The organism is Paenibacillus sp. FSL R7-0312 (assembly GCF_038004445.1).
Classification (GTDB): domain Bacteria; phylum Bacillota; class Bacilli; order Paenibacillales; family Paenibacillaceae; genus Paenibacillus_AQ.
In genome coordinates this window covers 698,422-723,098 of the sequence record NZ_JBBORE010000001.1, presented here as the reverse complement: position 1 = coordinate 723,098, position 24,677 = coordinate 698,422, and the positions used below count along the sequence as shown (strand labels likewise).

The following is a 24,677-nucleotide window of genomic DNA, read 5'->3' as shown; positions in this document are numbered from 1 at the left end:
TATGCAGACAGTGAGCTTGGTGGGCTCTATCCTTCTTTTTTACATTTTACAATTAAGAAGTTTATGAAAGGTTTGTTTTTCATATTCTTACCGGGCTCATCTATTTCTGAACTCTCGACCAGGCCATAATTGGCAAAGTCCTGTTGAATGGAGTCAGCATCATAAAAAAACATTTTCACTCGGTCCATGATCTCGAAATAGTCTGTATCCAGTTGGACACCCTTACCGTACATTGGAGCTTTTTTGGATACCGTTGTAAAGACCATATATCCACCCGGCTTCAGCTGATTATAACAATCCTGAATGAACTTCTCCCGCTCACGCTGATCCAATAAGTGAATCAGGGCATAGCAGAATATACCGTCATAGAGCTTGTTATCAAATGGCATATCGGTTACCGAGCCGTGAAAAATATTCATATCCAGCCCGCTCTGCCTCGCCAGGTCAATCGCTGTTTGCGAAATTTCAATACCAGTAACTTCTATTCCATTGTCCATAAAAACCTTTGCATTTCTGCCATATCCAATGCCGGGAACCAGGATGTCTTTAACATTCTTTTCAAGGAAAAAATCCTTGGTTAGGATGGCCGAGTCAGAAGGTTCAAATCCCCACATCGTTTGTTTTTCTATGAAGCTTGCTTCCCAAAACTCCGTCATAGCCCGGTCTCCTTTAATTCACTAAATAGTTATTGAAGATACATTATATCTACAATGGAATCGATTTGCAATGTTATTGTTAATCCTCGTATCTAAACAGATAGACTTTTGTGAAGCGGGCGGATATTATAGATAACTCGGAAACTAAGGCGATAGATGAAATGAAGGATCTGTAAATAAACACTGATGAATATGAAGTGATGGTGGACAGGTCCTGGGATAACGGGAGTGATGATTCCGCTGTCTATTCAATAATTAAAATGGATGGGGTATGGAAGGTGGATGACCGGTATTGATGAGGAGAAGCAAGAAGACAAATAAGGCGATGCGTTATTTACTTGAAAATGTGCCACCTTCAATCCATGTAGCCTTGGAGAGAGCGAGTCCTAATTTTACGGAATGGGATCATTGTATTTTGATAGATACCACGGAACTTGGAACTTTAAAAACAGTCAAAGAAACAATATACCTAGACAGAACTGAATTAGAAGCATCTATTAACCATGTGCATCTAAGTGATTTTGCAAGTGGCATGAAAATAATGGATCAGTGGACACGGAAACTGCAAGAGGACTATAGCGGCAAGCAATTTATTATCATACTGAGCTGTCAGCCCGACGGAGGAGATGTGGTTGTAAGATTCTATCAGTATAGAAAAGATGACCCGGAATGGGTGGCGCTAGATAATCTTGAAGGCTATAAGGAAGAAGCAATACTTGTTATCGGGCTTATGAATAATGCTGTTCTATAGAGTGATCACAAATCACCCCAAACTGGTTAAACCCCCGCAGATAGTGTACCTTAGTAATATTAGTAACTCAACTTTCGCACCTGGAATATTGTCATAAACCGTTGAGGGCGTAAGAAGGATTCAATATATTGGTCTCTATTGACAAAAAACACCTTCTTGTTTGGTATCATGGAAGTGTCGAATCAACCATGCCAACAAGAAAGGTGCGTAACACTATGGTACAACAACATTCCCTGTCTGAACAGTCTCGCTTTTCCAAACTTTTTGCTTCGCTCCACATCGGGAAAGCCTTACGGCACGCAGGCATTTCCAAATCCTTTGGTCTTTCGAGTCTAGCGGTTTTTCAAATCGTTTTCTCTTTGGTCTTCGAAGGAAAGAACTGGTTTCGACTTCTGGAAAGTGACCGTAGAGCAGATCTTCCCGGCAAAGATGTCATCTATCGATTTTTGAATCAAGCTTCTTTTGCGTGGCGGCGCTTTTTGCAAACCTTAAGTCTTCGCACCGTGCAGGGTTTCGAATCGCTTATTTCATCTACGCGTGTACGAGTGTTCATCATCGACGATTCCGTTTTGAGCCGAAACCGGAGCAAAAAAGCAGAGTTACTGGCACGAGTCTTTGACCATTCCACGGGCAAATTTACCAAAGGTTACACCATGCTAACCCTGGGCTGGTCGGACGGTTTTAGCTTCGCTCCGCTTGACTTTGCCATGCTGTCTTCAGCTAAACTGGCCAATTGGTTGTGCGAAATGGCTTCGAATCTCTCGAAACGCAGCAACGGGTACAAACGTCGAATGGAGGCCTTTTCTCGGAAGCCGGATGCCGTTGTTGCCTTGCTGGAACGGGCTTTACGTGCAGGATTCACCGCCGATTACGTACTCATGGATAGCTGGTTTACGCAAGCTCCACTGCTTCGTCAGCTCACAGGCAAAGGCTTCGCTGTGATTGGTATGGTCAAGGAAATGAAACAGCGCTATCTGGTTCAAGGCAAGCGAATGACGCTAAGTGAAGTTTTTCAAAGCCTTCCGAAGTCCAATTCAAAAGACATCAAAGGCTCCGTCATCGTACACACGACCTGTGATCTGCCCGTGAAGCTTGTTTTTGTCCGTAACCGGAATAAAAAACGGGAATGGCTGGCGATTTTAAGTACAGACGTAACGTTGGATGCTGCTGAAATTGTACGAATCTACGGTATGCGCTGGAGTATAGAGACCTTTTTCAAAGTCACCAAAAGCTATTTGAAACTGGGTACCGAATTTCAAGGCCGTTCCTTCGACCAATTGATCAGTCACACAACGATTGTGTTCAGCCGTTATTTGGCAATGGAATACGAACGGCGTCAATCGAGTGATGACCGGACACTGGGAGGACTCTTTTTCCTCTTTGCAGATGAAGTTCGCGATCTGGACTTCCAGACCGCGCTTCAGCAACTCATGAGTTTATTTCTCGAAATGTCAGAGGCCAAAACCAAGAAGAACAAAACAGCTGTTTTTTGTCAACTACAAGATTGGATCTCTAGTTTACCCAGCTATATCAAGGGTTTGTTTGGAGATTTGGGCTGCGAAAGTTGAGTTAATTATTATTTTTCTTCTTTAAAATGAATAAGATGGGGAGAAATACAATAATGCCAGAGATGAATAAAATTAATGGAAGGTTATTAGAGGTGTCCTCAGATTTAGTGAAACCAACTTGACTTGACCCCATCTGAATTACTCCTTCTTCATTAGGTGTAGCAGCCCGTTCTTCTTTAATATTTTTTATTTTTTCATCAAAAGTTGATTTTGATATAGTATTATTTTCAGTGGATTTTTGAAAATTAGAGTTATCACTATTTAAATCTAATATACGCTCCCCTGTTTCTCCCTCAATATATAAAGCATCTATACCATATCTAGTGTCACTAACAAGTTTAACATTTTCTCCTTTTATAAGAGCAGATTCAGCCGCTATTAAAGATTGCTCAAAATTCACTTTATTAGTGATATTAAAGATCTGCCACGAACCTGAATCATTATTTGAATAAATTGTTCCAGCATCTCGATCATTTATTTTTATTGAAAATAAATAGCCTGCAAATACTAAATCACTTTTATTCGCATCATCAGATATTTTGTAGTAAGCAACCCCCGAACTTAATTGTGCGTTTTCAAAATTTTCTTCCTCTTGAAGCCCATATTCTGATTTCACTGAATTTAAAGAATCGAGATACTTTTGTTTGAATTCATTTTCTATACTAGCTTTAATTTCATTATTGGGAGTCATTTCAAAAGAGTCAGCAAATATGAAGTTATTTAAGTTAAATAGCAAAAGATTGAAGATAATATAAAAAGAAAAAACCATTTTCTTTTTCATTAATTAAACCTCCTTGATTTTATTTAATTACATTCTTTTGTAGAAAGACTCAACTGGTAATGAATTTATTATAGAGTATTCTAAATGCATAAAAATAAGAACGAAATGGATGTTTTGTTGTTTTGAGAAGAATTAAGAATTTAATTTATATAAACTGCAGTTAAAGTATTACCCCAATACCAATTGCTATTATATGAAAAACTACTATAGGACATGGTATTATAAGATCCATTAAAAGGATCAATGTAATATACTGTTTGTGTTGAATTACTCGTATCTTGGTAATATCCTCTGATGAGTAATGCATGTCCACCTCCACCATGATAGCCAATTGCAGCGTTCATATTCATATTTCTATCAATATTGTAAATAATATCTCCAAAAGAAATTGTTGTGAGCAATGCAGTCGAAGATACATTCCAGTTGGCTAATGCATTTTTCATATCGGTAACAGTACCTGTCTGGTCAACTGGAGATCCATAAATGTAGGTAACAATTTGCGATTGTGTCGGTGTAGCACCAAGATAATTACCAAGCATACTTGAAACTGCTGCCCAGCACCATAAAGTTTTTTGTTGAACTTGTGCTGTCACAGAGTTGTATCTGTAATTAATATAAGCAGAAGCGCTAGATGCAAATAACGAGAGAGAAAGTAATAAACACGGCAAGACTAATAATAGTTTTCTTTTACGAGACATTTTTTCCCCACCTTTATTTTAGTGTAAAAATATAGCTATATAAAATGATCTAAAGAAATACCCAAATTAACCTTCATGTCCAAAATCGGGTAATAAAAAGTAAGACGATTTGAAAAGGACGTGAAGGAAATGCAAGTTCAGACAGAAATTGAAGCAGTGGAACAAGCGATGAAACAGACAACAGATAAGCGAATGTACGAGCGTTTTCTTGCAGTTCGCCTTCGATTGGAAGGACAGACCCTTGAACAAATATCAAAGACTCTTCATCGTACGCGAAAAACTATAGGTGGCTATCTGCATAAATATCGGGATGGTGGACTGGATGCATTGGCGATGGAGCATTCACCGGGTAAACCTCCAAAACTGACGAAAACACAGACGGACCAACTCACCAAAGTGCTTACCAACAAACGTCCGGCTGACGTTGGATTTGATGCGAAATACACATGGACCTTGAAACTTGTTATTGGCTATATTGAGCGTGAATTCGATCAAACTTTTAGCGAGCGTGGTCTATCTTTGCTTTTGCATCGACTTGGATTCAGTTACACGAAAGCAACGTATACCTTGACGGCTGCGAATCCAGAAGAGCAACAAAGGTTTCGGGAGAAGACCGCAATCACTTTAAAAAAAAGCTCATGGACGGACAAATCGCCCATTTGCTCTTTGAAGATGAATCCATGATTCGAGCCTACCAATCCCTGCAGTACAATTGGTTTCCTCGGGGGCAACAACGAAAGATTAAAACCTATGGCAAGCATGAGGGCGCGAAGCTCTTTGGAACACTGGATTATGCAACGGGTAAAGTGTTTTACCAAGAAAGCGAATCATACGATGCAAAGGCGTTCGAACACTTCTTGAACTCACTTCTCACCGAATATCCTACCGGGCAAATCGTTATGGTACTGGACAATGGTCGTATTCATAAAGCAGCTTCCATTGAACGTTTTCTACAGGATGAACCCCGGCTAGAGTTTGTGTTTTTGCCCAAATATTCTCCTAATCTCAATCCCATTGAGGGACTCTGGAAATGGTTAAAAAGTGATGTCATCCACAACGTTTTTTACGATAAAACATACAAAATTCGAACCGCTGTCAGCAGTTTTATGAAACGCATAAACCAGAATCCAATGGAAGTGATTGATCGATTGTGTATAAATGTGTAATTCTTTAATTCAATTTATATAGTTAGATTTGATGGAGTTAGTTGGGAGGAAATTGAACAAGATACACTTCAATTCCCTCATTACGAGGATAGCAACGGACAGATTTTTTTAGATAGGTTATTTGAGCGTCATTTAAAGTCAATAAACCGTGAAATTGCTGCTATCAAATGGCTTGATAATCAAGTGATTAGCGAAGCGTTACTTATTAAATTAATATCAAAAATCGGTTTGAATAAACTGAAGATCCGAGATTTAATAAGTGACAATGGAATAAATGGATTAAAAGTCCATGATTTAATATATCAATGCATTTCTCTAAAAGCTAGTCATATAGATTATTCGGATTATTTTGAATCACAGTTTATTGCTTTTTTTAAAGAGCATTTAATAAAAAAAGATTACTTTTATTTTAGAACATTGCATCTTCATAAAGAAAAATTAATTAATATGACCAAAAAATATCCGGATGAGTTTGCCTTAATTTATGTTTCACTTGAACATTTAGAATTAGAAGCTCTAGTAGAAACACTTGAAAAAATCAATATTCACAAGTTTCTTGGTTCAGAATACAATTTCAATCAAGAGGATTACTTTCAAATATTAGCTTTTATTGATTGCATTGAATATATTCATAGGCTTAGAAAATGGAGAAGTACTGATGAAGGTATTAAATTTGCTGAAGAACAGTTACCTTTCCTAGAACAATTGATGGGAATTAAAGGGTTGAGTAATGAAGTTAAATATGAACTAATGCACCATAGAGGAAAGTTTTATGTTTTTGTCAAAGATACTGATAAAGCAGAGGAATATTTTCGTCAAGTAATTGAAAATGTCCCCAAACCATTTCATAGTAAATTGCAATTGTTAAAAATAACTTATACTACAAAGACTGAAGAAGCAAAAGAACATTTAATAGACATCTTTAAATCCTTTGATGAAAATCGTCAGCAGGTAAGTATATCCATTGTACTTGCGGCTTTTAATGAACTTAAAAAAACTGAGTTTAAAGAAGTTATTGACGAATATTTATTTAACGGAACTCTTTTTGAAGAAGCGATATCTATGTCTTCTATTTGGGGATTCACGCAACCGTATCAAGTTATCACTGAGATTGGCAAGACAATATCTTACCATGATCCGACAAGATTTATTAAGATTATGGAGATGATACCAGAACCTTCTGAAGAGTCATCTACTGATTATATGTTGTTTTTATCAGGCCAATTATACAAGGAGCTTGGCAAATGTTATAGGCAAGTCGAAGGTTTGAATTCTGAGAAAGGCCAAAGTGCGTTTGAATCATCAAAAATATTCTTTGAAAAAATGTTCAAAACAAATAGCTTTCAAAAGACCCAGATTTGCGAGTTGTACCAATTATTAGCGTTACCTTCACTTGCAATAAGTAAATTAGAAGAGGTACCAATTAAAGATAGAGACAATAGCTTTTGGCACCATCGATACTCTCTGTCATTATATGATCTATCTGATTTAGGTAATGCTCTATTAGAGATTAATACTGCAATTGATATAATTAAAAAATCTGAAGAACGGTTCAGAACTACTTTTCTTAATCACAAAGCTCAAGTATTAACTGCACTTGGTGATCAAACTAATGCACTAGCGATTTATCAAGAAGCGTTAAAATTCTGTACAAGTGATAAGTTTAGAAACTCAATTGAAACAGCTATAGGAAACTTATCTGGAACTCCAGAAAAATAATTAACTTCAACTTCTATGTAGATTGAACTTGAAAATATACAAAAAGGGAAAAGTGGTGTAAGGGGATTTTGGAACTGTAGGAGCGGAAGCGTCCGCCTTTGTCTGCGGATTTCCACCGCGAACAGCGGTACGAATAAAAGAAATCTGTAGATAACAGCGGCCGGAAGTCCAAACATTCTCTGGAGTCACGGCCCATCCCTAAATAGTGAAATCACAAGTTCAATCTATATAGTTGACTATTTTAACGAATTGACCAATTAGTGTTGAAATACAAAAAAATATATCGCAGTATGAGGAAATTATAGTTAAGGTCGGTGTATATAATGGAAATTAACCAAGAAATTGACTTGCATTCACCCTATGTCTATATAGACTGGAATGTAGTCAAGTATATAAAAAATCCGAGAGCAAACAAGCTAGCTTTAGATATGGAGTTCGGAGAGATTGTTCGTAAAATAAGTAAAAAAAAATATAGGCTCCCTTTTAGCCTCGCGCATATTAATGATAGAATAAACCGATTTAAACCTGAATATGAAATGGAAGTTCAAGGAGATTTGGAGTTTCTCGAGAAAATTACTGACGGTTGGGTGATTGGTTGGAGCGAAGAGTTAAGCCGCATAATACTTTCAAAGATATCACCAGTCAGATTATTTAAACAAGAAATACTTAAACAAGCAGATAACAATGAGAAGAACACTCTAAACCAATTACTCACTAATTTTTTTTCATCTGTAGATTCATACAAAAATCTACGTGATAGGGTAATGGAATTTGTTAAAGAAAGCACAGATCGGAATAATATGGAGTATAGTTACCTGCTTAAATATATGTCGCCTATTCTTGATTTATTAGATGTTTCTGATATAGAAAAATTGAAAGCAGGATGGAAGGATGCTGTTATTCAATGGTCTAAAATGAATTCAAAGGAACCGTTACCTATTGGATTGTTGCTCAGCAATGGCTACATGCTGCTAGACTTTCACCCTTTGTTTAAAGAAGGCATTACTGAAAAAAATACATTAGATAACATTCTTCGAGATGAGAATCATGCATTCTGGGGTATGGGTGCAGAATATTTTATTTCTGAAGATAAAAAAACATTGAAAAAAATTAAGTTCTTATATGATGCATTTGAAATTAAAACAAAGGTTTTATCTATGAGCCAATTCGTCGCAGTTTTTAGTTAGTGGATTGAAAATGAATTAAGATGTCTAACATATTGATTTAATGGTGTAAGATGCTTATTTTAAGCATAGAATAATGCCTTCTGAATAAATCTGATTTATACATGATAAAAACACGCCTTATCTGATTTCAAGTTGTCGATAGTCTGATTTGGGTATTAAAAAAGCATCCTTTTCGGCGTCTTTTTGTCCGATCTATAATGGCTGCTCACAGTCCAAAGATAAACAAAGTACTACTTACCTTTTGGGGAGTGTTTAGAATGGATAAAAAGAAACAGGAATTCGTGATGATGGTATTCTCGGGTCTGATGCTCATTATGCTAAGTCTGATAACCCCGTCTAACGGATCTGAAGTGCGTATATATTTTAAGGGATTCATGACAGGGGGCGGGATCATCGTATTGGCGCTGGCCGTCTCGATGTTCCTTAAGAATAAGGGATTTAAGAGCATGAAATAATTTGTGGATATAGGCAAGGCTGCTTGCTTTCGCTCAGGAGCTGATCTCGTCGCTGGGCGGAATCCTCAAGCTGAATGTAACGATTATGGTCTCCGGTCAGGCCGGAGCACTCAGCCAAGTGCCCGAACTGCTGGAGCAGGCAAGGCAGGCGATGCGGTACCGGAATCTATCCGAGGCGCATCAGGTCTCGTTTGTTTTTCTATGAAGCTTGTTTCCCAAAACTCCGTCATAGCCCGGTCTCCTTTAATTTCACTAAATAGTTATTACAGACATATTATATCCACGATAAAACTGATTTGCAATGTTATTGTTAATCCTCGTATCTAAACAGATAGACTTATGTGAAGCGGGGGATAGGATGTTATTAATTAGTTGCATGTAAGTGATTTAGCGAATCAACCGGATTGGGCTTATGAATAATGCTGTTCTATAGAGTGATCACAACCCCCCCAAACTGGTTAAAACCCCGCAGATAGTGTACCTTAGTAATATTAGTAATTAGGAGTGGTGATTTTTCGTGAAAAAAAGTAGACAAACCCCCGTGCTGGTCGCGGTCTCCATCCTGCTGATCATTATCAGCAGTCTGATCCCGTCGGACAAATCAACCTGGCTGGGAGCACTGCAGACCATCTTGCTGGGCGTCGGGCTGCTCGGATGCTGCATGGCTTTTTGGCGGTTCGCTAAGGGCGGCAAGGGCAAGCGCTGATTTCTGGAATGGAGCAGACAGCATAGGCAAGAACAGGGTATGGGTTGGTTAGTGAATTCAATACAAGTGTTAGTGTTTTAAGCGCTGGCACGAGAGCAAATAGAGAGCCGTGGCGGAAGCTGCGGCTTTTCGTTATTGTCAGGCAAATGTACATTGCCAAAGGCGTGCATGTGTATAAGTTGGGAGCTTCAGTGAGCGTAACCTGGAGCCTTAAGGGAATGAGAACTTATTAGCTTGCCGTCAGCGGAATTCTCCCATACGTAGTGCTACGCGGACTGAGAGGACCTTATTTTGTGAAAAAGCCTGCTTTTTTGCTCGTTGCGGACTCAGGAGCGCTTATATTGTTCGATGGAGCTCAAAATGAGGCGAAACGGGTTAGTTAAGGTCCTCTGAGTCCGCATGGATCGCTGAATGGCCTGACCGGACGAAATAACGGATCTACAGTCCGCATAGATCGCAGCAGCCTGCCTGAGTCTATTGGTGCAGGCCCCAGCAGCTTTCCCTATCCCGCCGACGGACGCGGGACAGCTGGCCGCGCAGCAGCCATATGTTCGCGAATCTCTCTGAGCTGCGCTTTCAGCTCAGGAACGCTTCGCTGCAGGATGAGGCTGATCTCGGGCAGCGGCAGCTGGATGCCGTACCATAAGGCGCTGGCAATCTGATCCTCCCAGGTGAGCAAGGCAGAAGAGCAGCGGCCGCGGTCTTGAGCAACCAGCGAGCATTGCCGGATGCATTCCCTGTAGGCGGCAAGGGAGAAGTCCGATTGGATGCTACCCTTTAGCCAAGGCTCAAAGAGTGCCGCGAATGTGGCAGTTGTGGCTTGATCGGCGCGGGTGCCCTTCTCCAGCAGAAGACAGCTAAGTGCATATACGGTTCCGCTGTATTGCTCAATATAGCCGGTGAATCCGGCAGCGGCAGCTGCCTTGGTCGATAATGGGTCTGGCATGTGGACACGTTCCTTCCTGAATGTGGGCGATTTTATTGTTTGGATATATAGCTGATTGGTTTGCCGAAATGCTGATCCGCCGGAATAAGTGCGCAAAAAACCGCAGACAGAGGAGGACCTCTGCTGCGGTTTTGTTACAGGCGTAAGAAGCCTGGGGCAAAATCGTGGCGGATCAAGATCTCTCTCTTTACGCTTACGGGGTTAGCTGTCGGATTCGGACGGTGAGAGTCGCCCTACCTTTTGAGACTGCGCAATTGAAGTCTCCTTCGGATTCACCCCAAGTAGGCCTGCGGCCTGATGGTTCCCCCGTTTTCCGCTTGGCGGAAATTCAGCGTGCATTCACATTATCGCTGTTAACTTTCAACACGAATCATACCCTTTTAGGATTGTCTTTGTAAAAATGGAAAAGAGTGCTTCTGCGCCGGATTTGCAATAAATTGCTGCTTCGCAAGGAATATTGGAGACTAAAACCATATATGTGGCCGGTTATCATCCGTTTATCTCGCTCAATCGCCGTTTTTTATTTTTGGGAGGCAGTGGCAGGGGAACTCCGGAAATATTAATGCGTTAGACGGAAATACCGTCGATAATGGATTTTTGAAAAATGGTGTATTAGTGAGTAATCGGGAGATAACGGGAGATAAATGTTATTGTATGCGTTACCCGTCAGGCAAATAGATTCGTGATTGTGTTATTAGGGTAATTATGGCGGTTTACAAATTGTCCCTGAATTAGAGTCTGATTTTACGAAAATGCTTCCGTTCTAGCCCTGCAAACGATACATCCCGGAGGGCCTAATTCCCGCTTTCCGAATGCTTGACTTGGACCATACTCCAGGGATTATCATTTGATTCTGTAAGGGCAGACTGTCAATAAAGAGGCGCTGGATCTGCTGGAACCGTCATCGGTGGATGCCTTCGCCCGGCGGTGTGGAAACGGAGTGAAGCTATGACGGAGTTTTTTCCCGGCAGAATAATTTTGAACCCTAAAAAGGTGCCGGCCCTGCTGGGAGGGCGGCACCTTTTTGCATACGGGTAAGCTTATTAATGACCAGCTGCTTCAATAAGCTCCTGAAGCTCAGGAAGATTGAAGCCCTTGACAGCCCGGTCTCCGGATACGGTGACTGGAACACCCATGAAGCCCAGCTTCTCGACTTCTTCCTGATAGACAGTACTGGTCATCACATCTCTGACTTCGAAGGGAATGCCTTTGCTCTCAAGCAGCTGCTTCACCTGATTGCAGTCGCTGCAGCCGGATGTGGAATAGATGATTACGTTCTGGCTCATTGCTCCACAGCTTCCTTGATGGCGCCACGGGTGATTTTCCAGTGGGAAGTGTTCCAGCGGACCTCACCATCCTCCAGCAGGAAAATCTGCGGCGATTCATGCTTAATCCCGAAATCCTCGGCAATCTGATTGGAAACCGGACGGTCTTCGATAACATGTACAATGGCGGCAGGCGTGTCGGAATTCTGTGTATAGGCCTGGAACTCCTCATTTGCTTTGGCGCTGATCGGGCAGGTGGTGCTGTGCTTGAAGAGCAATTTTTTGCCGGGTTGCCCTACGTATTGTTGCAGTTCATCCAGTGTATGGATTTGTTGAATAGACATCAGAGGATCACCTTTCTGGAATAGAATTTTGAAAGCATCTTGTCAACAATTGTGTTGTTAACAACTATTATTCTTGATTGTAACATAGTTCAAAATTAAAGCAAAAGAATGTTCAGCAGGCTTATCCCCTCCTCCCTTGGGGGATGTTGTTAAAGGCTAAATGCCATGCTAATGTGTGAGAGATGCAGTAACGCTCTGCGCATAAATAAGCAGGTATGAGGGGTGTGCAATTCATGAAAAGGGTCGCTTTTGTTACCGGTGCTGACCGCGGGCTCGGGTTTTACATGGTACGCTTTCTTCTGGAGAATAAGTACACAGTTTTTGCTGGCCAGTATTTAGCAGAATCGGAGGCTTTGGGAGTTTTGCAAGCGCAATACCAGGACATGCTGATGCTGGTCCCTCTTGATATCGGCAGCGCAGAGAGTGTGAAGGAAGCAGCACGGAGTATTGCCGGCAGTACGGGCCATATCGATATTATTATCAACAATGCCGGTATTATCCACCGCGCAGACAAAGCAACAATACTCGTGGATATGGATGATGAGGCCATGGCGCAGCTCTATAATGTGAACACACTCGGTGCGCTCAGAGTGAGCAATGCGCTCATGGGATTGCTGCTGCAGAGCAAACAGCGTCTGATTATTAACATCTCCTCAGAGGCCGGCAGTATCAGCCGGAATAAAAGGATTAATATGTACGGCTATTGCATGTCGAAGGCGGCGCTGAATATGCAGTCCTCGCTGATGCACAACCATCTGCGTATGCTGGGCGGACAGGTCATGGTCTTCCATCCCGGGTGGTTGCAGTCTTGCATATACGGAGAGAAGGATTTGAAAGCGGTGACAACTCCGGAGGAGTCGGCCTATAAGATCATGAATATTGTTCAGGAGCATAAGAAGTATCTGGGCGAGGAACCGGTTTACATCGATCTGGACGGCAATCACTGGCCCTGGTAACAGCAGCGCAATATATGAAATAATGGACTAATAAATTATAGATTAACTTTGTAACAAGAGAGGTGTGAATGCAATGACTTCCTTCAAAGCACTTGCGTTTGGCAGCTATACCGAGGTTAAGTACCATCCGTTCGCCGGAGTTGACCGCGAGATTGAGCAGCTGCTGGAACCGGAATTTCAGGTGGCTTCGACTGAGGATTACGGGCTGATGAACAAGGAACAATTGTCGGACTGCAAGCTGGTGGTCTCCTATACTGAATTCTCTGATGAGAAATTATCCGCTGCGCAGAGCGGTGCCCTGCTGTCTTATGTGGCTGGCGGCGGGGGGCTGCTCGTAGTGCACAACGGAATCTCCCTGCAGCGCAATCAGGAGCTCGGCGTAATGCTGGGCGCCCATTTCACCCATCATCCGGACTATACCGCGCTTCATATGACGATTCCCAACCGGGAGCATCCGATTATGCAGGGTATCAATGACTTTGTGATTGAGGATGAGCCGTACTATTTTGAGCAGGTGCCATACTTCGAATCAACCATTCTCGCAGAATATCCCCATGGAGGGGCGATGCGGCAGGCGGCCTGGTGCCATGAATTCGGACAAGGGCGGGTAGTCTACCTGATGCCCGGCCATCATCTGCCTTCCTTCTCGGTAGAGCCGTTCCGCCGGATGATCCGCAGAGGCGGGTTATGGGCAGCCGGACTGCTGTAAGATAATGTGGCGACCAGCTTAAGTTATGCTTAGGCTGGTTTCTTTTGTTTATTCTAAAAAAACACCTTGACCCTGACACTAGTGTCAGGGTTTATACTGAGGGCAGACCATTTCTCATGAACCCCGGGGAGAATACCATGAAAATAGGTGAATTAGCCACACTTACGGGCGTAAGCGTCCGTTCATTGCGATATTATGAGCGTCAGGGACTGATCAAACCGCTGCGCCAGGACAACGGGTACCGTGAATACTCTCCGCTTGCCGTGGATACGGTGGAGACAATTAAGCTGTATTTGAATCTTGGCTTGTCGACAGAAGAGATTGCCGGATTCCTGCACTGTGTTCTGAAGAATAAAGAGGCGTTCTGTGCAGAAGTGATGCCGCTGTACCGCAGCAAGCTGGAAGAGATTGAACGTCAGCTGATTGAGCTGAATCAGATCAAGCTGAACCTGCAGGAGCGGATGGCTTCAATTCTGCAAGAGCAGCAGAATGAAGCGGAATAAGGCGGATCGATTGAAGTTGTTTCTGTGAATAATGAATGTTAAATTTTGAAGGAGGGCTTAAGATGGCTATGATAATTGCCGATAACGCCGGAGCTGTACGTGAACAGCTGAAGGCCGGCGGAACCGTGCTGGTGGATTACGGTGCGTCCTGGTGTCCGCCCTGCAGAACCCTGCTGCCGATTCTGGAAGAGCTGAATGCCGAATACGGGGATGACGTAAGTATGATTAAGGTGGACTGTGATGAACTGCCGGAGCTTGCATCGGAAGCCGGTGTAATGAGCATGCCGACAGTGATCGTATACAGCGGAGGTCAACCTGTGGAGAAGCTGGTCGGCCTGCGGCCAAAATCCGTATATCAGGGTGTGTTGAACAAAGTTGCCGGAGTGGTACGCGGCACTCTTTAAGGTATTGTAACGGGGAGGGGCGGTAGCGCCGCTTTGCCGCCGATATCGTGGAGCACAGGCCCGCGATTCTTCCCAGGCAGCGTTTCCTGGCACCCGCAGCCCAAGAATTAAGGCAGGATGCCGCATGAGGATCATGCAGCGTTCTGCCTTTGTATTTACCGGAAATATATATAATGCCGTTATTTCGTGCTCTCTGCTGCAGGAACAACAGGGACAACCTCATTCTGGTGCAATGCTTCCAGTACCTCTGCGCGCAGACTTTCGGTGAATGCCGCCCATGTTTTTTTGCCGACATCCAGCTCTTCACGTCCAATGGAATTCAGTGTTTCGAGCCACACCCGCTTATCATTAATCACCCCGAGCTGCTCCTGAATATCCTTGTAGATGGCCTCGTGGGCATGGAATTTCTGATTCAGCGCAAAAGCGGCCGCGTTAGCGGTATAGCGCAGATGCTTGGCGGCAATCCGCAGCTCATGAAGAGCTTCGAAGGCTTCCTTCGATTCAGCCTCAGGCCCCTTGAACAGGGTCTTGCAGGCTTTTTTCTTCTGCTCAAAAGCGACCTCAAGCTCGCGCATGACCACATTGGCATCTTTTTTGGCGGCGAGCGGCTCCAGCTGTGTATCGATAAAAGGGGTCCACTGTGCATCAAGAGCTTTGCCGGACAGCTTCGGGAGCCCTTCCTCCAGCTTCTTGCGGAATATCTTCCGCTTGGCCTTCTGGTGTTCGATTACTGCTGTGAGCAGTTCGGCGGTTTTGACATCGCCCGCCTCTTTGGCGGCCTTGCGCCGTTCCTTGAACGATGCGATCAGTACATCTGCGTCCCGTACCTTGCCGAGCTTCTTCTGTGCCTGCTTGAAGGTGCTGTACAACTCTTCCGTAGCCGAATGGCCCGGATCAAGAATGGACAGGAGCGTCAGAAGCTTGCGGCTGTTGACTCTGGCCTGATGAATATCTTCATCTCCGAAGCCCTTCAGCACATCTTGGCTGTAGTCCCGGAAGTTGATATACAGCTTGTTCATTGCCTGCTCCCATTGTCTGGCCTTGCTTACTTGCCTGTCCTTTGTCAGTTGTTCGGTTGTCATGCGGCATCACTCCTAAGGGTTGTGTATAGCATGAGCTTCAACACGATTCTTATGGCTGGGATTATCTTCTTACCCTCTAAGGATAACGGGTTCCAGCCGCCATTTCAAATACAGAGTCTATATTACGGGGGCTTCGCGGCCAGGACGCAGATCGGTTACAATAGGATTAATTAAGAAAGTGTAATTACAACACAGCGGAATACGCAGCGTAACTTGCGGGATCAGGGCGGTGTCCGGCCTGCCGTATCCGGGAAAGAGGTAGTCAGTGGGACTCGCAGGCAATCCGAATGAGAAGTGAACCTTATAATGTGCTGGAAAATGGAGTGGCGGGCAGGCTGCCTGAAGAGATGGTGCTCTTCACGCATTTGAGCGGGGAAACGGAGGAAACGGAATCCGGGCAGGAAATGCTGGTTCCGTTTGCCTTCGAGGAAATGCTGTGCCGGGATGTCGGAGCCGGACAGGTTCCGCCGGTACTGCATCTTTGGAGCCACCCGGGCGGTGTGGCGCTGGGGCTGCGGGACAGCAGGCTGCCCCGTGCAGGAGCGGCGATGCAGGCGCTTGAGGCGCAGGGAATTCGCACGGCGGTCCGGCATTCAGGCGGCGCTGCGGTGCCGCTGGATGCTGGGATCGTGAGCGTGTCCCTGCTGCTGCCCAAACGTCCGGGCAAGCTGGACTTTCACGATGATTTCCGGCTGCTGGCTTCGCTGATTGCCGAAGCCGTAGCTGTGAGCCATCCGCAGGCGGCGGCTCTGATCCGTGCCGAAGAAGTCACCGGGTCGTATTGCCCCGGTGACTTCGACCTGGCTATCGGCGGCCGCAAGTTCTGCGGCATTGCCCAGCGGAGACAGAGCAATGCGTACTTCGTCCACGCGTTTGTTGTCGTGTCCGGCTCCGGGCAAGCGCGCGGAGAACTCATCCGCAGCTTCTATGCACAGGCAGCGGACGGGGACGAATCGCTGGAATATCCCCGCGTGCAGCCGGAGACGATCGCCGCGCTCGGGGAGCTTGGCGGCCCGGATTCGGCCGCAGTCTTCACCGCAGGCATCCGGCAGGCGGTTGCCCGCCGGGGCACGCTGCTGAAGCCTGCGGATCGCCTGCAGCAGGAGACCGGCTACAGCCTTCAGTACGGCGATCCGCGGGTACTGCAGGCGGCGCATGTGCTGCGGGAGCGATACGCGCGCTGAAGCAAGTAGGCAATGTAACGGGAGTCCTTGGGAGCGTGGAGAGCGGCGAGCGGGCGGCCATTGAAGAGTGCAGACAGGTGCACACGAGAAGGGTGCAGGCAAATGCAGACGAGTGCAGGCGAGCTAAATTCGCCTGCGCTTTTTGCTGCTTGGGGAGGAGGAGGGGGAAATCCCTTTAAGTTGGTTGGTGGGAGGGTATTTGGCGGAAATGAGGGGCAGAAGTGCCCCTGAATCCGAGGGAAGTGGTCACTTGTCGGAAATGAGGGGCAGAAGTGCCCCTGAATCCGAGGGAAGCAGTCACTTGGCGGAAATGAGGGGCAGAAGTGCCCCTGAATCCGAGGGAAGCAGTCACTTGGCGGAAATGAGGGGCAGAAGTGCCCCTGAATCCGAGGGAAGCAGTCACTTGGCTGAAATGAGGGGCAGAAGTGCCCCTGAATCCGATGGAAGTGGTCATTTGGCTGAAATGAGGGGCAGAAGTGCCCCTGAATCCCGGGAGAGGGCGTCTTACCCGCCCTACAGATACAGCTCCGGCCGCCGGTCGGAGAAGACCGGGATGTGCCCGCGCACTTCCTGCACCCTGGCGAGGTTGATCTCGCCGCTGAGAATCTCTTCGCTGCCGGAAGCCTCGCTCACAATCTCTCCCCAAGGGTCAATAATCATGGAATGGCCGCCAAAAATGTTGGCCGGATCAGAACCGGAGCGGTTGCAGGCCACCACGTAGCACTGGTTCTCAATAGCCCGGCTGATCAGCAGCGCCCGCCAGTGGGATAAGCGGGGCAGCGGCCATTCTGCACTGACGAATAGCACTTCTGCGCCCTCTGACATATGAACACGGACCCATTCCGGAAAACGGATGTCATAGCAGATTAATCCGGCGCATAAGGTGCCGTCCAGCTTGAACAGTCCTTTGGCAGAGCCGGGCTGGAGGTAGAGATGCTCATCCATCAGCTTGAACAGATGCAGCTTGCTGTACTGCCCGGCGAGTGCTCCGGTACGGTCAAAGACGAACATGCTATTGGTGACTCCGGTATCCTGTCTCACGGCGACTGAGCCGGCGATGATATTAATCCCATATTCCAGGGCTAGACTGGAAATCAGTGCCCCGGCAGCCTGGCCCCCGTGATCAGCGATCTCATCCAGCCGGGTCAGATCGTAGCCGGTCGTCCACAATTCGGGAAGGATTATGCAGTCCGCGTTGCCGGCGGCGGCTTCGCGAATTTTTCGTTCTGCCGCAGCATAATTCACCTCCGGATTGCCGAATGCTATATCGAGCTGAATCAGGGCTATTTTCATAAGGCGGTCTCCTCTGTTTTTTAATTAGTTGACGGGTCAATGATTTCGGTGTAAAGTAATCTTTGTCAAAAAGATTTTGCACAATATATTTGCGTAAGGGGGTTAATTTTGACAGAACATCTGCCCGATGAAGATACGATCTTTGAGCTGCTGCAGGCGCTGCATAAGGGAATCAGCCCGAAATTCGAGCGCTGTGCTGGCATTACACCCACCCGGTTCCGCCTTCTCCAGGAATTGTTTCGAGTCTCCGAGATCAGCCAGATTTCGCTGCAAAAGACACTCGATATCGATGCCGCAGCGGTCACCCGCCACTTGAGAGGACTTGAAGACAGCGGAATGATTGCCCGCCGGAATAATCCTGCCGATAACAGGGTCACCCTCGTCTCCCTGACCGATCACGGCCGGGAACATATTAATTCCTACCGGGAAGAGAAGACCCGCTTCATCAGCGAACTGCTTACCGGGTTCAATGAACAGGAACGTACCGTACTCGCAGAGATGCTTACCCGGCTGCAATATAATATTAATCTACTGTAGCCGTCACCTATAATCAAACCATAAAGGAGTTAATTATTCATGAACGCAACCAGAAACAATGATTTCACAAGCATTATTACAGGACGCCGCTCAATCCGCAAATACGATACCTCCGTCAAAATCAGCAAAGAGGAAATGACAGAAATCCTTACTGAAGCGACTCTGGCCCCTTCCTCCGTGAATATGCAGCCTTGGCGTTTCCTTATCATCGAAAGCCCGGAAGCCAAAGCCAAGCTGGCCACCATTGCCAAATTCAATCAGCTTCAGGTAGAAACCTCCGCAGCAATGATTGCCGTATTCGGTGATCTGAACAACTTCGATTATGCTGAAGAAATCTACGGGACTGCGGTAGAACGCGGGCTGATGCCTGCTGAGGTAAAAGAAAGACAGCTGGCTGCCCTGGGTGCCCACTTCGCGAAGCTGCCTGCGGACGTGAACAGAGAAACGGTAATGATTGATGCGGGTCTGGTCTCGATGCAATTGATGCTGGCAGCCCGCGCCCACGGCTATGACACGAACGCGATCGGCGGCTTCGAGAAGGATCAGATTGCGGAATTGTTTGATATGGACAAAGAACGTTATATTCCAGTTATGCTGATTTCGGTCGGGAAAGCGGTTGAAGAAGGCTATGCATCCGTCCGTCTACCGGTTAACACCGTTGCCCAGTGGAAATAAACATTGGATAGTGCTGGCCGTGTAAGCTAATATTCAAGAAACTTAGGAGGAATACTAGATGATTATTACCCATGCATTGCTTCAGGTAAATCCCGCACGGGAGCAGGAGTTCCTTGAAGTCGCGAAGACCCTGGTTGCCGCAACCCACGAAGAAGAAGGCAACATCTCTTATGAATTGTATAAGCATACAGCTGGCGGAAATACCTACATTATGGTCGAGATCTGGCGTGACCAGGCGGCTGTAGCCGCCCATAATACAAGCCCGCACTTCACCGGCTTCGCCGCCAAAGCAGGAGAATTCCTGACTGCACCGCTCGATGTTAAGCTGTATAACGCTGAAGAATTGAGCAAATAATTCCGGCTTGAAGAGGGGGAGCATGCCCTCCGGGCTATAGTTCTGTAGCTCTCCTAAGCTAGCTAATATCCCCCCTGGGAAACCCCGGCAGTCCTAACGGCTGCCGGGGTTTCCCATTTTGCATCCGCAGCAGGATTTGGAAGAAAACATTGCTAAGAAGCAGAACGTTTATAAAACAGGCGTGCCGGGTAACTAAGCTTACCCTTACACGCGCTGTAACGCGCAGGCAGGACCTGAAGAGAGTGGGGGATGAAAGGGATGAGGGGATCGAATGGGAAATATACATAGGAACAAGCAACTGCCGCAATTACCTGCAGCGCAGTGGGATGAACGGCTTCGGCAGGATCTCGCGGATTACGTGAATTACCGGATATCCGGCGGCTCATTAAGAACTATCGCTAAGAACACGGACGCCGCCGATTCTATTATTGAGCCTATTCTGGACAGTGCGGTTGTCCGCGCTTACCGGCAGGCACAGCATGGGGGTGTGATCACCGATGTCCGGCAGCTGGAGGAGCTTCCCGGATTCAGCCCGGAGCTGCTTGAACAGCTCGCATCAGCCGTGTCCGGCCTCGATTCCGGCAAGCTTAGAGCGCTGGCGCCGCAGACTACCCGGCATAACCGGGTAGATCCTTATGTGAACGGGCCGCAGTGCCTGGAGATGCTGCTGGAAGAGATTCGCAATGCACAGCGCTATATCCATCTGTCCGTGATGCTGTTCTTCAATGACCATTCGGGAAATCTGATCGCTTCGGAGCTGCTTTATGCGCTTCAGCGGGGAGTAGAAGTCCGGATGCTGGTGAATTACACCGTCACCGCCATGGGATACGGAAGTAATCTTGAAGTAGGAAGTTTCTCTGAGATTGCAGAAGTTCTTGAGCAGGCAGGAGCCCGGCTGAAAGATACATTTCATTCCTGCTACGCTGCTGCGGAATGGGCAGTGAAGCGTGAGGAACTGAAGTCTCAGGGCGTCCCTGAAAGTATCCTCTTTCTGCAGGACAAGGTACAGGAGGATGTGATAATTACCGGGCTGAATGTGATCGACCACCGTAAATTTATGGTCATTGACGGGATAACCTCCGTTATAGGCAGTCTGAATATCGGTGACCAATATACTTTTGCGACGCCTATCCAGGAATCGGCAACTGAACAGATAGACGGACGACCGCTTGGGATTCCCTCCAGGGAAGAGGAGTGGCATGACGGCTGTTTCCGGATTCAAGGGGAGGCTGCCCGGCCGCTGAATGAGGCTTTTCACGCCAGGTGGCTTCTGCTTGGAGGAGATCACTTTGAGGTGGAAGCGCCGTTCTACCACCCTGCAGGAAACTATGAATTCGGCGGGGAAGAATGCACGCTCTTTCTAAGTTTTCCCGGAAATCCGGTGAATCTAATTCAGCAGTATTATCTGGATTTGCTTACGTATGCCGCCGAAGAGACAATTATTGTGAATCCTTACCTAATCGACCAAGATTTCTGGGACCGGCTCGGTGAAGTTGGACCGGAGTGTTCCTGCCATATCTCGATATGCAATTCGCTTGAGGTCAATGATCATCCTACGAACAAGGCAGCTGTGCGCAGCAATATGTACATTCCTTTCTGCAATGGGGTGTCCTTCTATGACTACAGCTTTACAGAACGCTTCTCCCACTGGAAAATCACTTATGACCACAGAGCGCGGGCTGTATTTCACGGCTCCTATAATATCAACGAACGAAGTGCCTGCCACGATTTTGAAATGGGAATGCTGGTTAAGAGTGAGCCGTTCGCAGACAAGGTGAAACGGATGATAGATTATGATCTTGGGGTATCCCGTAAAATCAGCGACAAGCACGAATTCTTCAAGTACCCCTGGCTGCATCCCAGCACGTATCTGAACAAGGCGACGCATAATTACACCTGATATGCCTGCTGGTCCATGTCATGTATAATGAGCGGTATAACATATGAAGATGGAGCTAAAGAGGATGAACATTAACATACTTGGGACAAGCCTGAAGAAGGATGAGGTACTCTTCGCGTCCGAATTCGGCGAGGGCAGAGGAACCTGGCGCGGTGCCGCTGTGGCTGCCGGGGAGGCCTGCGAGGCTGAATTTGAGCTGCCCTCGCTGTTCATGCGCTGGGTGGATATTGTGCCGGCGCACGGAGGCCGCTTTGAGATACGTATGGACGGGAAGGTTGTCATATTGACGGGTATACTGGAGAATATTGAGGAGGACGGCACCGGGTATCTGCGGCTTGGCCGCGATGTAATCATGTTCGATTGCCTGGGTGAACCGATGGCGCTGGGCGGATTCGTGGAGATCAGAACCGGGGAGCTCATGCTGTACCCTGTCAATCTTTGAGCCTGCGGGGCGGATACCGGACTAACTATTTCCTGTCCGGCATAGCCACCTTCAGCTAAATGAGCTAAGATAATATACATTAGAAAGTATAGCAAGAGGAGCAGAAGTCCCATGAACAGCGATATTCAACAATTTAAGACGGAATTCTTCAAGGCGCTGGCTCATCCGATGCGGATTCGCATTCTGGAGCTGCTCAGTGAAGGCGAGAAGAATGTGAATGAGCTGCAGGCGATCCTCGGCTCGGAAGGCTCTGCCGTATCCCAGCAGTTGGCCGTACTCCGTGCCAAGAACGTAGTGGCCAGTGTCAAGGAAGGAACCACCGTAATTTATGCCCTCAGAGATCCTCTCATCAAAGACCTTCTGGCTGTAGCCAAACAAATATTCGACAATCATCTTGTAAACACCATCTCCCTGCTTGAAGGCATCCGCAGCGAATGACCCCGGCTTCCCGGGGGGCTGATTACCCCGTTGACAAGAACGGCAGGCAGGAGTAATGTGAGTCTTATATTCAAATAATCAGATATTCAAAGAAAAGAAGGTTAAATGATGACAGGGTGGGGCCGTTTTAAAGGCTATAATATTGCTTCTCTGCGTAAGGATATTATTTCAGGGACGATTGTCGGCGTGATTGCCATCCCCTTGGGGATGGCATTTGCTATTGCCTCCGGTGTCAAACCGGAGTACGGAATTTATACGACCATAGTAGCCGGTATTCTCATTTCCTTATTCGGCGGTACAAAGTTTCAGATTGGCGGGCCTACGGGTGCGTTTATTCCTATTTTATTCGCTATTGCCATGCAGTATGGATACGAGAATCTGCTGATTGCCGGAATGATGGCTGGGGTCATTCTCGTGGTGATGGGCGTTCTGCGGCTCGGGGTGCTGATCAAGTTCATTCCGAAGCCGGTGACAATCGGGTTCACGGCAGGAATTGCCGTTATTATCTTCAGCGGGCAGATTGCCAACTTTCTGGGTCTTAGGGATATGGAGCGGCATGAGAGCTTCCTGGACAATATGAAAGAGATCGGCGCCCATATCTCGACAATCAATCTGTACAGTATCCTGACAGCAGCGATTTGTCTGGCTGTCGTAGTGCTGGGGATGCGCTTCGCGCCGAAGGTGCCCGGTTCTCTGATCGGGCTATTGTGCGCTACGATTATTGCTGCTCTATTCTTCAGCGGCAAGGTGACTACGATCGGTTCAGCTTACGGGGATATCCCCAATACACTGCCGAGCTTTCATTTCCCTGTCATTACCTGGGAGAAGATCAGACTGCTTATCCGCCCGGCCTTCATCATTGCGATGCTGGGCGCCATTGAGTCGCTGCTGTCCGCAGTAGTCGCCGATGGCATGTCAGGCAGCCGCCATGACAGCAACCGCGAGCTGGTCGGCCAAGGGATCGCCAACATTGCTGCGCCGTTGTTCGGCGGAATACCAGCGACCGGAGCGATCGCCAGAACGGCCACCAATATCCGCAGCGGTGCGGCTTCGCCGCTCTCCGGTATCATTCACGGCGTTGTTGTGTTTCTGATTCTGCTGTTATTCGCACCCTATGCTTCCAGCATTCCGCTGGCCGCGATGGCCCCGATCCTGATGGTCGTGGCCTGGAACATGAGTGAACGTAAGGAATTCCTTCACCTGCTTAAGCTGAAGACGGGGGATTCACTGGTGCTGTTCATTACCTTCCTGCTGACTGTGTTTGCGGATCTGACGCTGGCGGTAGAGGTGGGGCTGGTGCTTGCGGTGATACTCTTCGTGAAGCGTATGGGAGAAGTACACATGGTCTCCAAAGTGCTGCCGGACCCTTCCTCCGTGAAGGTTGAGGCACATATGGTGACGGACAGCCACGATTGTCCGCAGATCGGAATCTATAATGTCGAAGGACCGCTGTTCTTCGGAGCCGCCTACCGCTTCGACAGTACCATGCCGGGACTTGGGCCGGATCAGCCGAAGGTCATTCTGCTTCGCATGGGGAAGGTGCCGCTAATGGACACCACCGGTGAAGCCAATCTGGCCGGTCTGGTGAAGCAGCTGCACGCGGATGGCGGAAGACTGATGATCTCCGGTATCCAGAGCCAGCCGCTGGATCTGCTGAAGAAGACAGGTCTGTATGACAGAATCGGGGCTGCCCAGTTCTATGATCATACAGGGGAAGCGATCAATGAAGCGCTGGGAAGCATTGATTACAGCCGTTGCCTGGGCTGCAAGCATGCTGCCTTCAGAGAATGCAGTGCATTCTCAGGGCTTGATGAGGCCTACCCGCGCAGCGCAGCCTTCAAAGGGCGTACTCCGGCTGTCGCCAGGAAGCTGAGCGGCGGGGTGTAGATAACGGAACCCGTTTCCTGCTGATACAGACTTAACATTAATAACATCAATAGCAACAGCTCCAGCCCGG

At 46.9% G+C, this 24,677-nt stretch carries 27 protein-coding genes and 1 riboswitch; of the genes, 19 read left to right on the top strand and 8 right to left on the bottom strand.

The genetic code is table 11. The annotated features are described in order from the left end of the window. Positions 1-26 precede the first annotated feature (26 nt). Positions 27-656 (bottom strand): class I SAM-dependent methyltransferase, encoded by a 630-nt coding sequence (locus MKX70_RS03050; RefSeq protein WP_042232237.1) that lies wholly within the window; start codon positions 654-656, stop codon positions 27-29. Between the two features lie 292 nt (positions 657-948). Between MKX70_RS03050 and MKX70_RS03045 the strand changes: the two genes are divergently transcribed. Both MKX70_RS03045 and MKX70_RS03040 read left to right on the top strand, forming a co-directional pair. Next, complete coding sequence (locus MKX70_RS03045) at positions 949-1,407, top strand: hypothetical protein (protein WP_042232239.1); 459 nt, start codon at positions 949-951, stop codon at positions 1,405-1,407. A 215-nt stretch (positions 1,408-1,622) separates the two neighbouring features. Continuing rightward, positions 1,623-2,975, top strand: a complete 1,353-nt coding sequence (locus MKX70_RS03040) for an IS4 family transposase (RefSeq protein WP_042241427.1) — start codon at positions 1,623-1,625, stop codon at positions 2,973-2,975. Position 2,976: 1 nt separating this feature from the next. Here MKX70_RS03040 and MKX70_RS03035 read toward each other — a convergent pair whose 3' ends face one another. Further along, entirely contained in the window at positions 2,977-3,756 is a 780-nt protein-coding gene (locus MKX70_RS03035) for a hypothetical protein (protein WP_042232241.1), read from the bottom strand. A gap of 140 nt (positions 3,757-3,896) precedes the next feature. After that, the gene (locus MKX70_RS03030) at positions 3,897-4,454 is read right to left on the bottom strand and encodes a papain-like cysteine protease family protein (protein WP_081956353.1); all 558 of its coding nucleotides are present in this window, start codon (positions 4,452-4,454) and stop codon (positions 3,897-3,899) included. A gap of 129 nt (positions 4,455-4,583) precedes the next feature. On the opposite strand from MKX70_RS03030, the gene MKX70_RS03025 reads away from it, so the two are divergent. The 5 genes from MKX70_RS03025 to MKX70_RS03005 all read left to right on the top strand — a co-directional run bounded on the left by MKX70_RS03025 (position 4,584) and on the right by MKX70_RS03005 (position 9,687). After that, a protein-coding gene (locus MKX70_RS03025; RefSeq protein WP_269322090.1) for an IS630 family transposase occupies positions 4,584-5,620 on the top strand; the annotation gives its coding sequence in 2 pieces (ribosomal slippage) (positions 4,584-5,081 and positions 5,084-5,620; 1,035 coding nt in all). A gap of 183 nt (positions 5,621-5,803) precedes the next feature. Next, positions 5,804-7,339: a tetratricopeptide repeat protein gene (locus MKX70_RS03020; RefSeq protein ID WP_042232247.1), complete on the top strand. Its 1,536-nt coding sequence runs from the start codon at positions 5,804-5,806 to the stop codon at positions 7,337-7,339. 323 nt (positions 7,340-7,662) lie between these two features. Then, a complete protein-coding gene (locus MKX70_RS03015) occupies positions 7,663-8,526 on the top strand; it encodes a hypothetical protein (protein WP_042232251.1) in 864 nt (287 codons plus the stop codon). Between the two features lie 257 nt (positions 8,527-8,783). Next, a complete protein-coding gene (locus tag MKX70_RS03010) occupies positions 8,784-8,981 on the top strand; it encodes a hypothetical protein (protein WP_042232253.1) in 198 nt (65 codons plus the stop codon). Positions 8,982-9,498: 517 nt separating this feature from the next. After that, entirely contained in the window at positions 9,499-9,687 is a 189-nt protein-coding gene (locus MKX70_RS03005; protein ID WP_042210345.1) for a hypothetical protein, read from the top strand. A 502-nt stretch (positions 9,688-10,189) separates the two neighbouring features. Here MKX70_RS03005 and MKX70_RS03000 read toward each other — a convergent pair. The 3 genes from MKX70_RS03000 to ytxJ all read right to left on the bottom strand — a co-directional run bounded on the left by MKX70_RS03000 (position 10,190) and on the right by ytxJ (position 12,242). Next, positions 10,190-10,633 carry a hypothetical protein gene (locus MKX70_RS03000; protein WP_042232257.1) on the bottom strand — a complete coding sequence of 148 codons (444 nt, stop codon included), beginning with the start codon at positions 10,631-10,633 and terminating at the stop codon, positions 10,190-10,192. 176 nt (positions 10,634-10,809) lie between these two features. Continuing rightward, positions 10,810-10,977: riboswitch (cyclic di-AMP (ydaO/yuaA leader) on the bottom strand. Positions 10,978-11,676: 699 nt separating this feature from the next. Further along, positions 11,677-11,919 carry a glutaredoxin family protein gene (locus tag MKX70_RS02995; protein WP_042232260.1) on the bottom strand — a complete coding sequence of 81 codons (243 nt, stop codon included), beginning with the start codon at positions 11,917-11,919 and terminating at the stop codon, positions 11,677-11,679. After that, a complete protein-coding gene (gene ytxJ, locus MKX70_RS02990; RefSeq protein ID WP_039306673.1) occupies positions 11,916-12,242 on the bottom strand; it encodes a bacillithiol system redox-active protein YtxJ in 327 nt (108 codons plus the stop codon). Before ytxJ ends, MKX70_RS02995 begins: the two co-directional genes overlap by 4 nt. Before the next feature lie 233 nt (positions 12,243-12,475). On the opposite strand from ytxJ, the gene MKX70_RS02985 reads away from it, so the two are divergent. From MKX70_RS02985 to MKX70_RS02970, 4 genes are all read left to right on the top strand, one after another. Further along, complete coding sequence (locus MKX70_RS02985) at positions 12,476-13,198, top strand: SDR family NAD(P)-dependent oxidoreductase (protein ID WP_042232263.1); 723 nt, start codon at positions 12,476-12,478, stop codon at positions 13,196-13,198. A 73-nt stretch (positions 13,199-13,271) separates the two neighbouring features. Continuing rightward, the gene (locus tag MKX70_RS02980) at positions 13,272-13,907 is read left to right on the top strand and encodes a ThuA domain-containing protein (RefSeq protein ID WP_340839535.1); all 636 of its coding nucleotides are present in this window, start codon (positions 13,272-13,274) and stop codon (positions 13,905-13,907) included. A 137-nt stretch (positions 13,908-14,044) separates the two neighbouring features. Next, positions 14,045-14,410 (top strand): MerR family transcriptional regulator, encoded by a 366-nt coding sequence (locus MKX70_RS02975; protein WP_042232267.1) that lies wholly within the window; start codon positions 14,045-14,047, stop codon positions 14,408-14,410. A 62-nt stretch (positions 14,411-14,472) separates the two neighbouring features. Then, positions 14,473-14,814, top strand: coding sequence for a thioredoxin family protein (locus MKX70_RS02970; protein ID WP_042232270.1), 342 nt, complete (start codon positions 14,473-14,475; stop codon positions 14,812-14,814). A gap of 179 nt (positions 14,815-14,993) precedes the next feature. On the opposite strand, the gene MKX70_RS02965 is transcribed toward MKX70_RS02970, so the two are convergent. Next, complete coding sequence (locus MKX70_RS02965) at positions 14,994-15,896, bottom strand: CHAD domain-containing protein (protein WP_042232273.1); 903 nt, start codon at positions 15,894-15,896, stop codon at positions 14,994-14,996. Positions 15,897-16,183: 287 nt separating this feature from the next. Between MKX70_RS02965 and MKX70_RS02960 the strand changes: the two genes are divergently transcribed. After that, positions 16,184-17,080, top strand: a complete 897-nt coding sequence (locus tag MKX70_RS02960; RefSeq protein WP_340781119.1) for a lipoate--protein ligase family protein — start codon at positions 16,184-16,186, stop codon at positions 17,078-17,080. Between the two features lie 513 nt (positions 17,081-17,593). Here the strand turns inward: MKX70_RS02960 and MKX70_RS02955 are convergent. Beyond that, a complete protein-coding gene (locus tag MKX70_RS02955; protein WP_340839534.1) occupies positions 17,594-18,373 on the bottom strand; it encodes a carbon-nitrogen family hydrolase in 780 nt (259 codons plus the stop codon). Between the two features lie 108 nt (positions 18,374-18,481). Here MKX70_RS02955 and MKX70_RS02950 point away from each other — a divergent pair, with 108 nt between their 5' ends. From MKX70_RS02950 to MKX70_RS02920, 7 genes are all read left to right on the top strand, one after another. Further along, complete coding sequence (locus tag MKX70_RS02950) at positions 18,482-18,910, top strand: MarR family winged helix-turn-helix transcriptional regulator (RefSeq protein WP_042133283.1); 429 nt, start codon at positions 18,482-18,484, stop codon at positions 18,908-18,910. A 39-nt stretch (positions 18,911-18,949) separates the two neighbouring features. Beyond that, positions 18,950-19,585 carry a nitroreductase family protein gene (locus tag MKX70_RS02945; RefSeq protein WP_042232279.1) on the top strand — a complete coding sequence of 212 codons (636 nt, stop codon included), beginning with the start codon at positions 18,950-18,952 and terminating at the stop codon, positions 19,583-19,585. 58 nt (positions 19,586-19,643) lie between these two features. After that, positions 19,644-19,940 carry a putative quinol monooxygenase gene (locus MKX70_RS02940; RefSeq protein ID WP_042232281.1) on the top strand — a complete coding sequence of 99 codons (297 nt, stop codon included), beginning with the start codon at positions 19,644-19,646 and terminating at the stop codon, positions 19,938-19,940. Positions 19,941-20,211: 271 nt separating this feature from the next. Next, a complete protein-coding gene (locus tag MKX70_RS02935; protein ID WP_052415942.1) occupies positions 20,212-21,840 on the top strand; it encodes a phospholipase D-like domain-containing protein in 1,629 nt (542 codons plus the stop codon). 64 nt (positions 21,841-21,904) lie between these two features. Beyond that, positions 21,905-22,282 carry a hypothetical protein gene (locus MKX70_RS02930; RefSeq protein WP_042232283.1) on the top strand — a complete coding sequence of 126 codons (378 nt, stop codon included), beginning with the start codon at positions 21,905-21,907 and terminating at the stop codon, positions 22,280-22,282. Between the two features lie 111 nt (positions 22,283-22,393). Next, positions 22,394-22,720, top strand: a complete 327-nt coding sequence (locus tag MKX70_RS02925; RefSeq protein WP_039306638.1) for an ArsR/SmtB family transcription factor — start codon at positions 22,394-22,396, stop codon at positions 22,718-22,720. 108 nt (positions 22,721-22,828) lie between these two features. Then, positions 22,829-24,607 carry a SulP family inorganic anion transporter gene (locus MKX70_RS02920; protein ID WP_042232285.1) on the top strand — a complete coding sequence of 593 codons (1,779 nt, stop codon included), beginning with the start codon at positions 22,829-22,831 and terminating at the stop codon, positions 24,605-24,607. Positions 24,608-24,677: the final 70 nt, after the last annotated feature.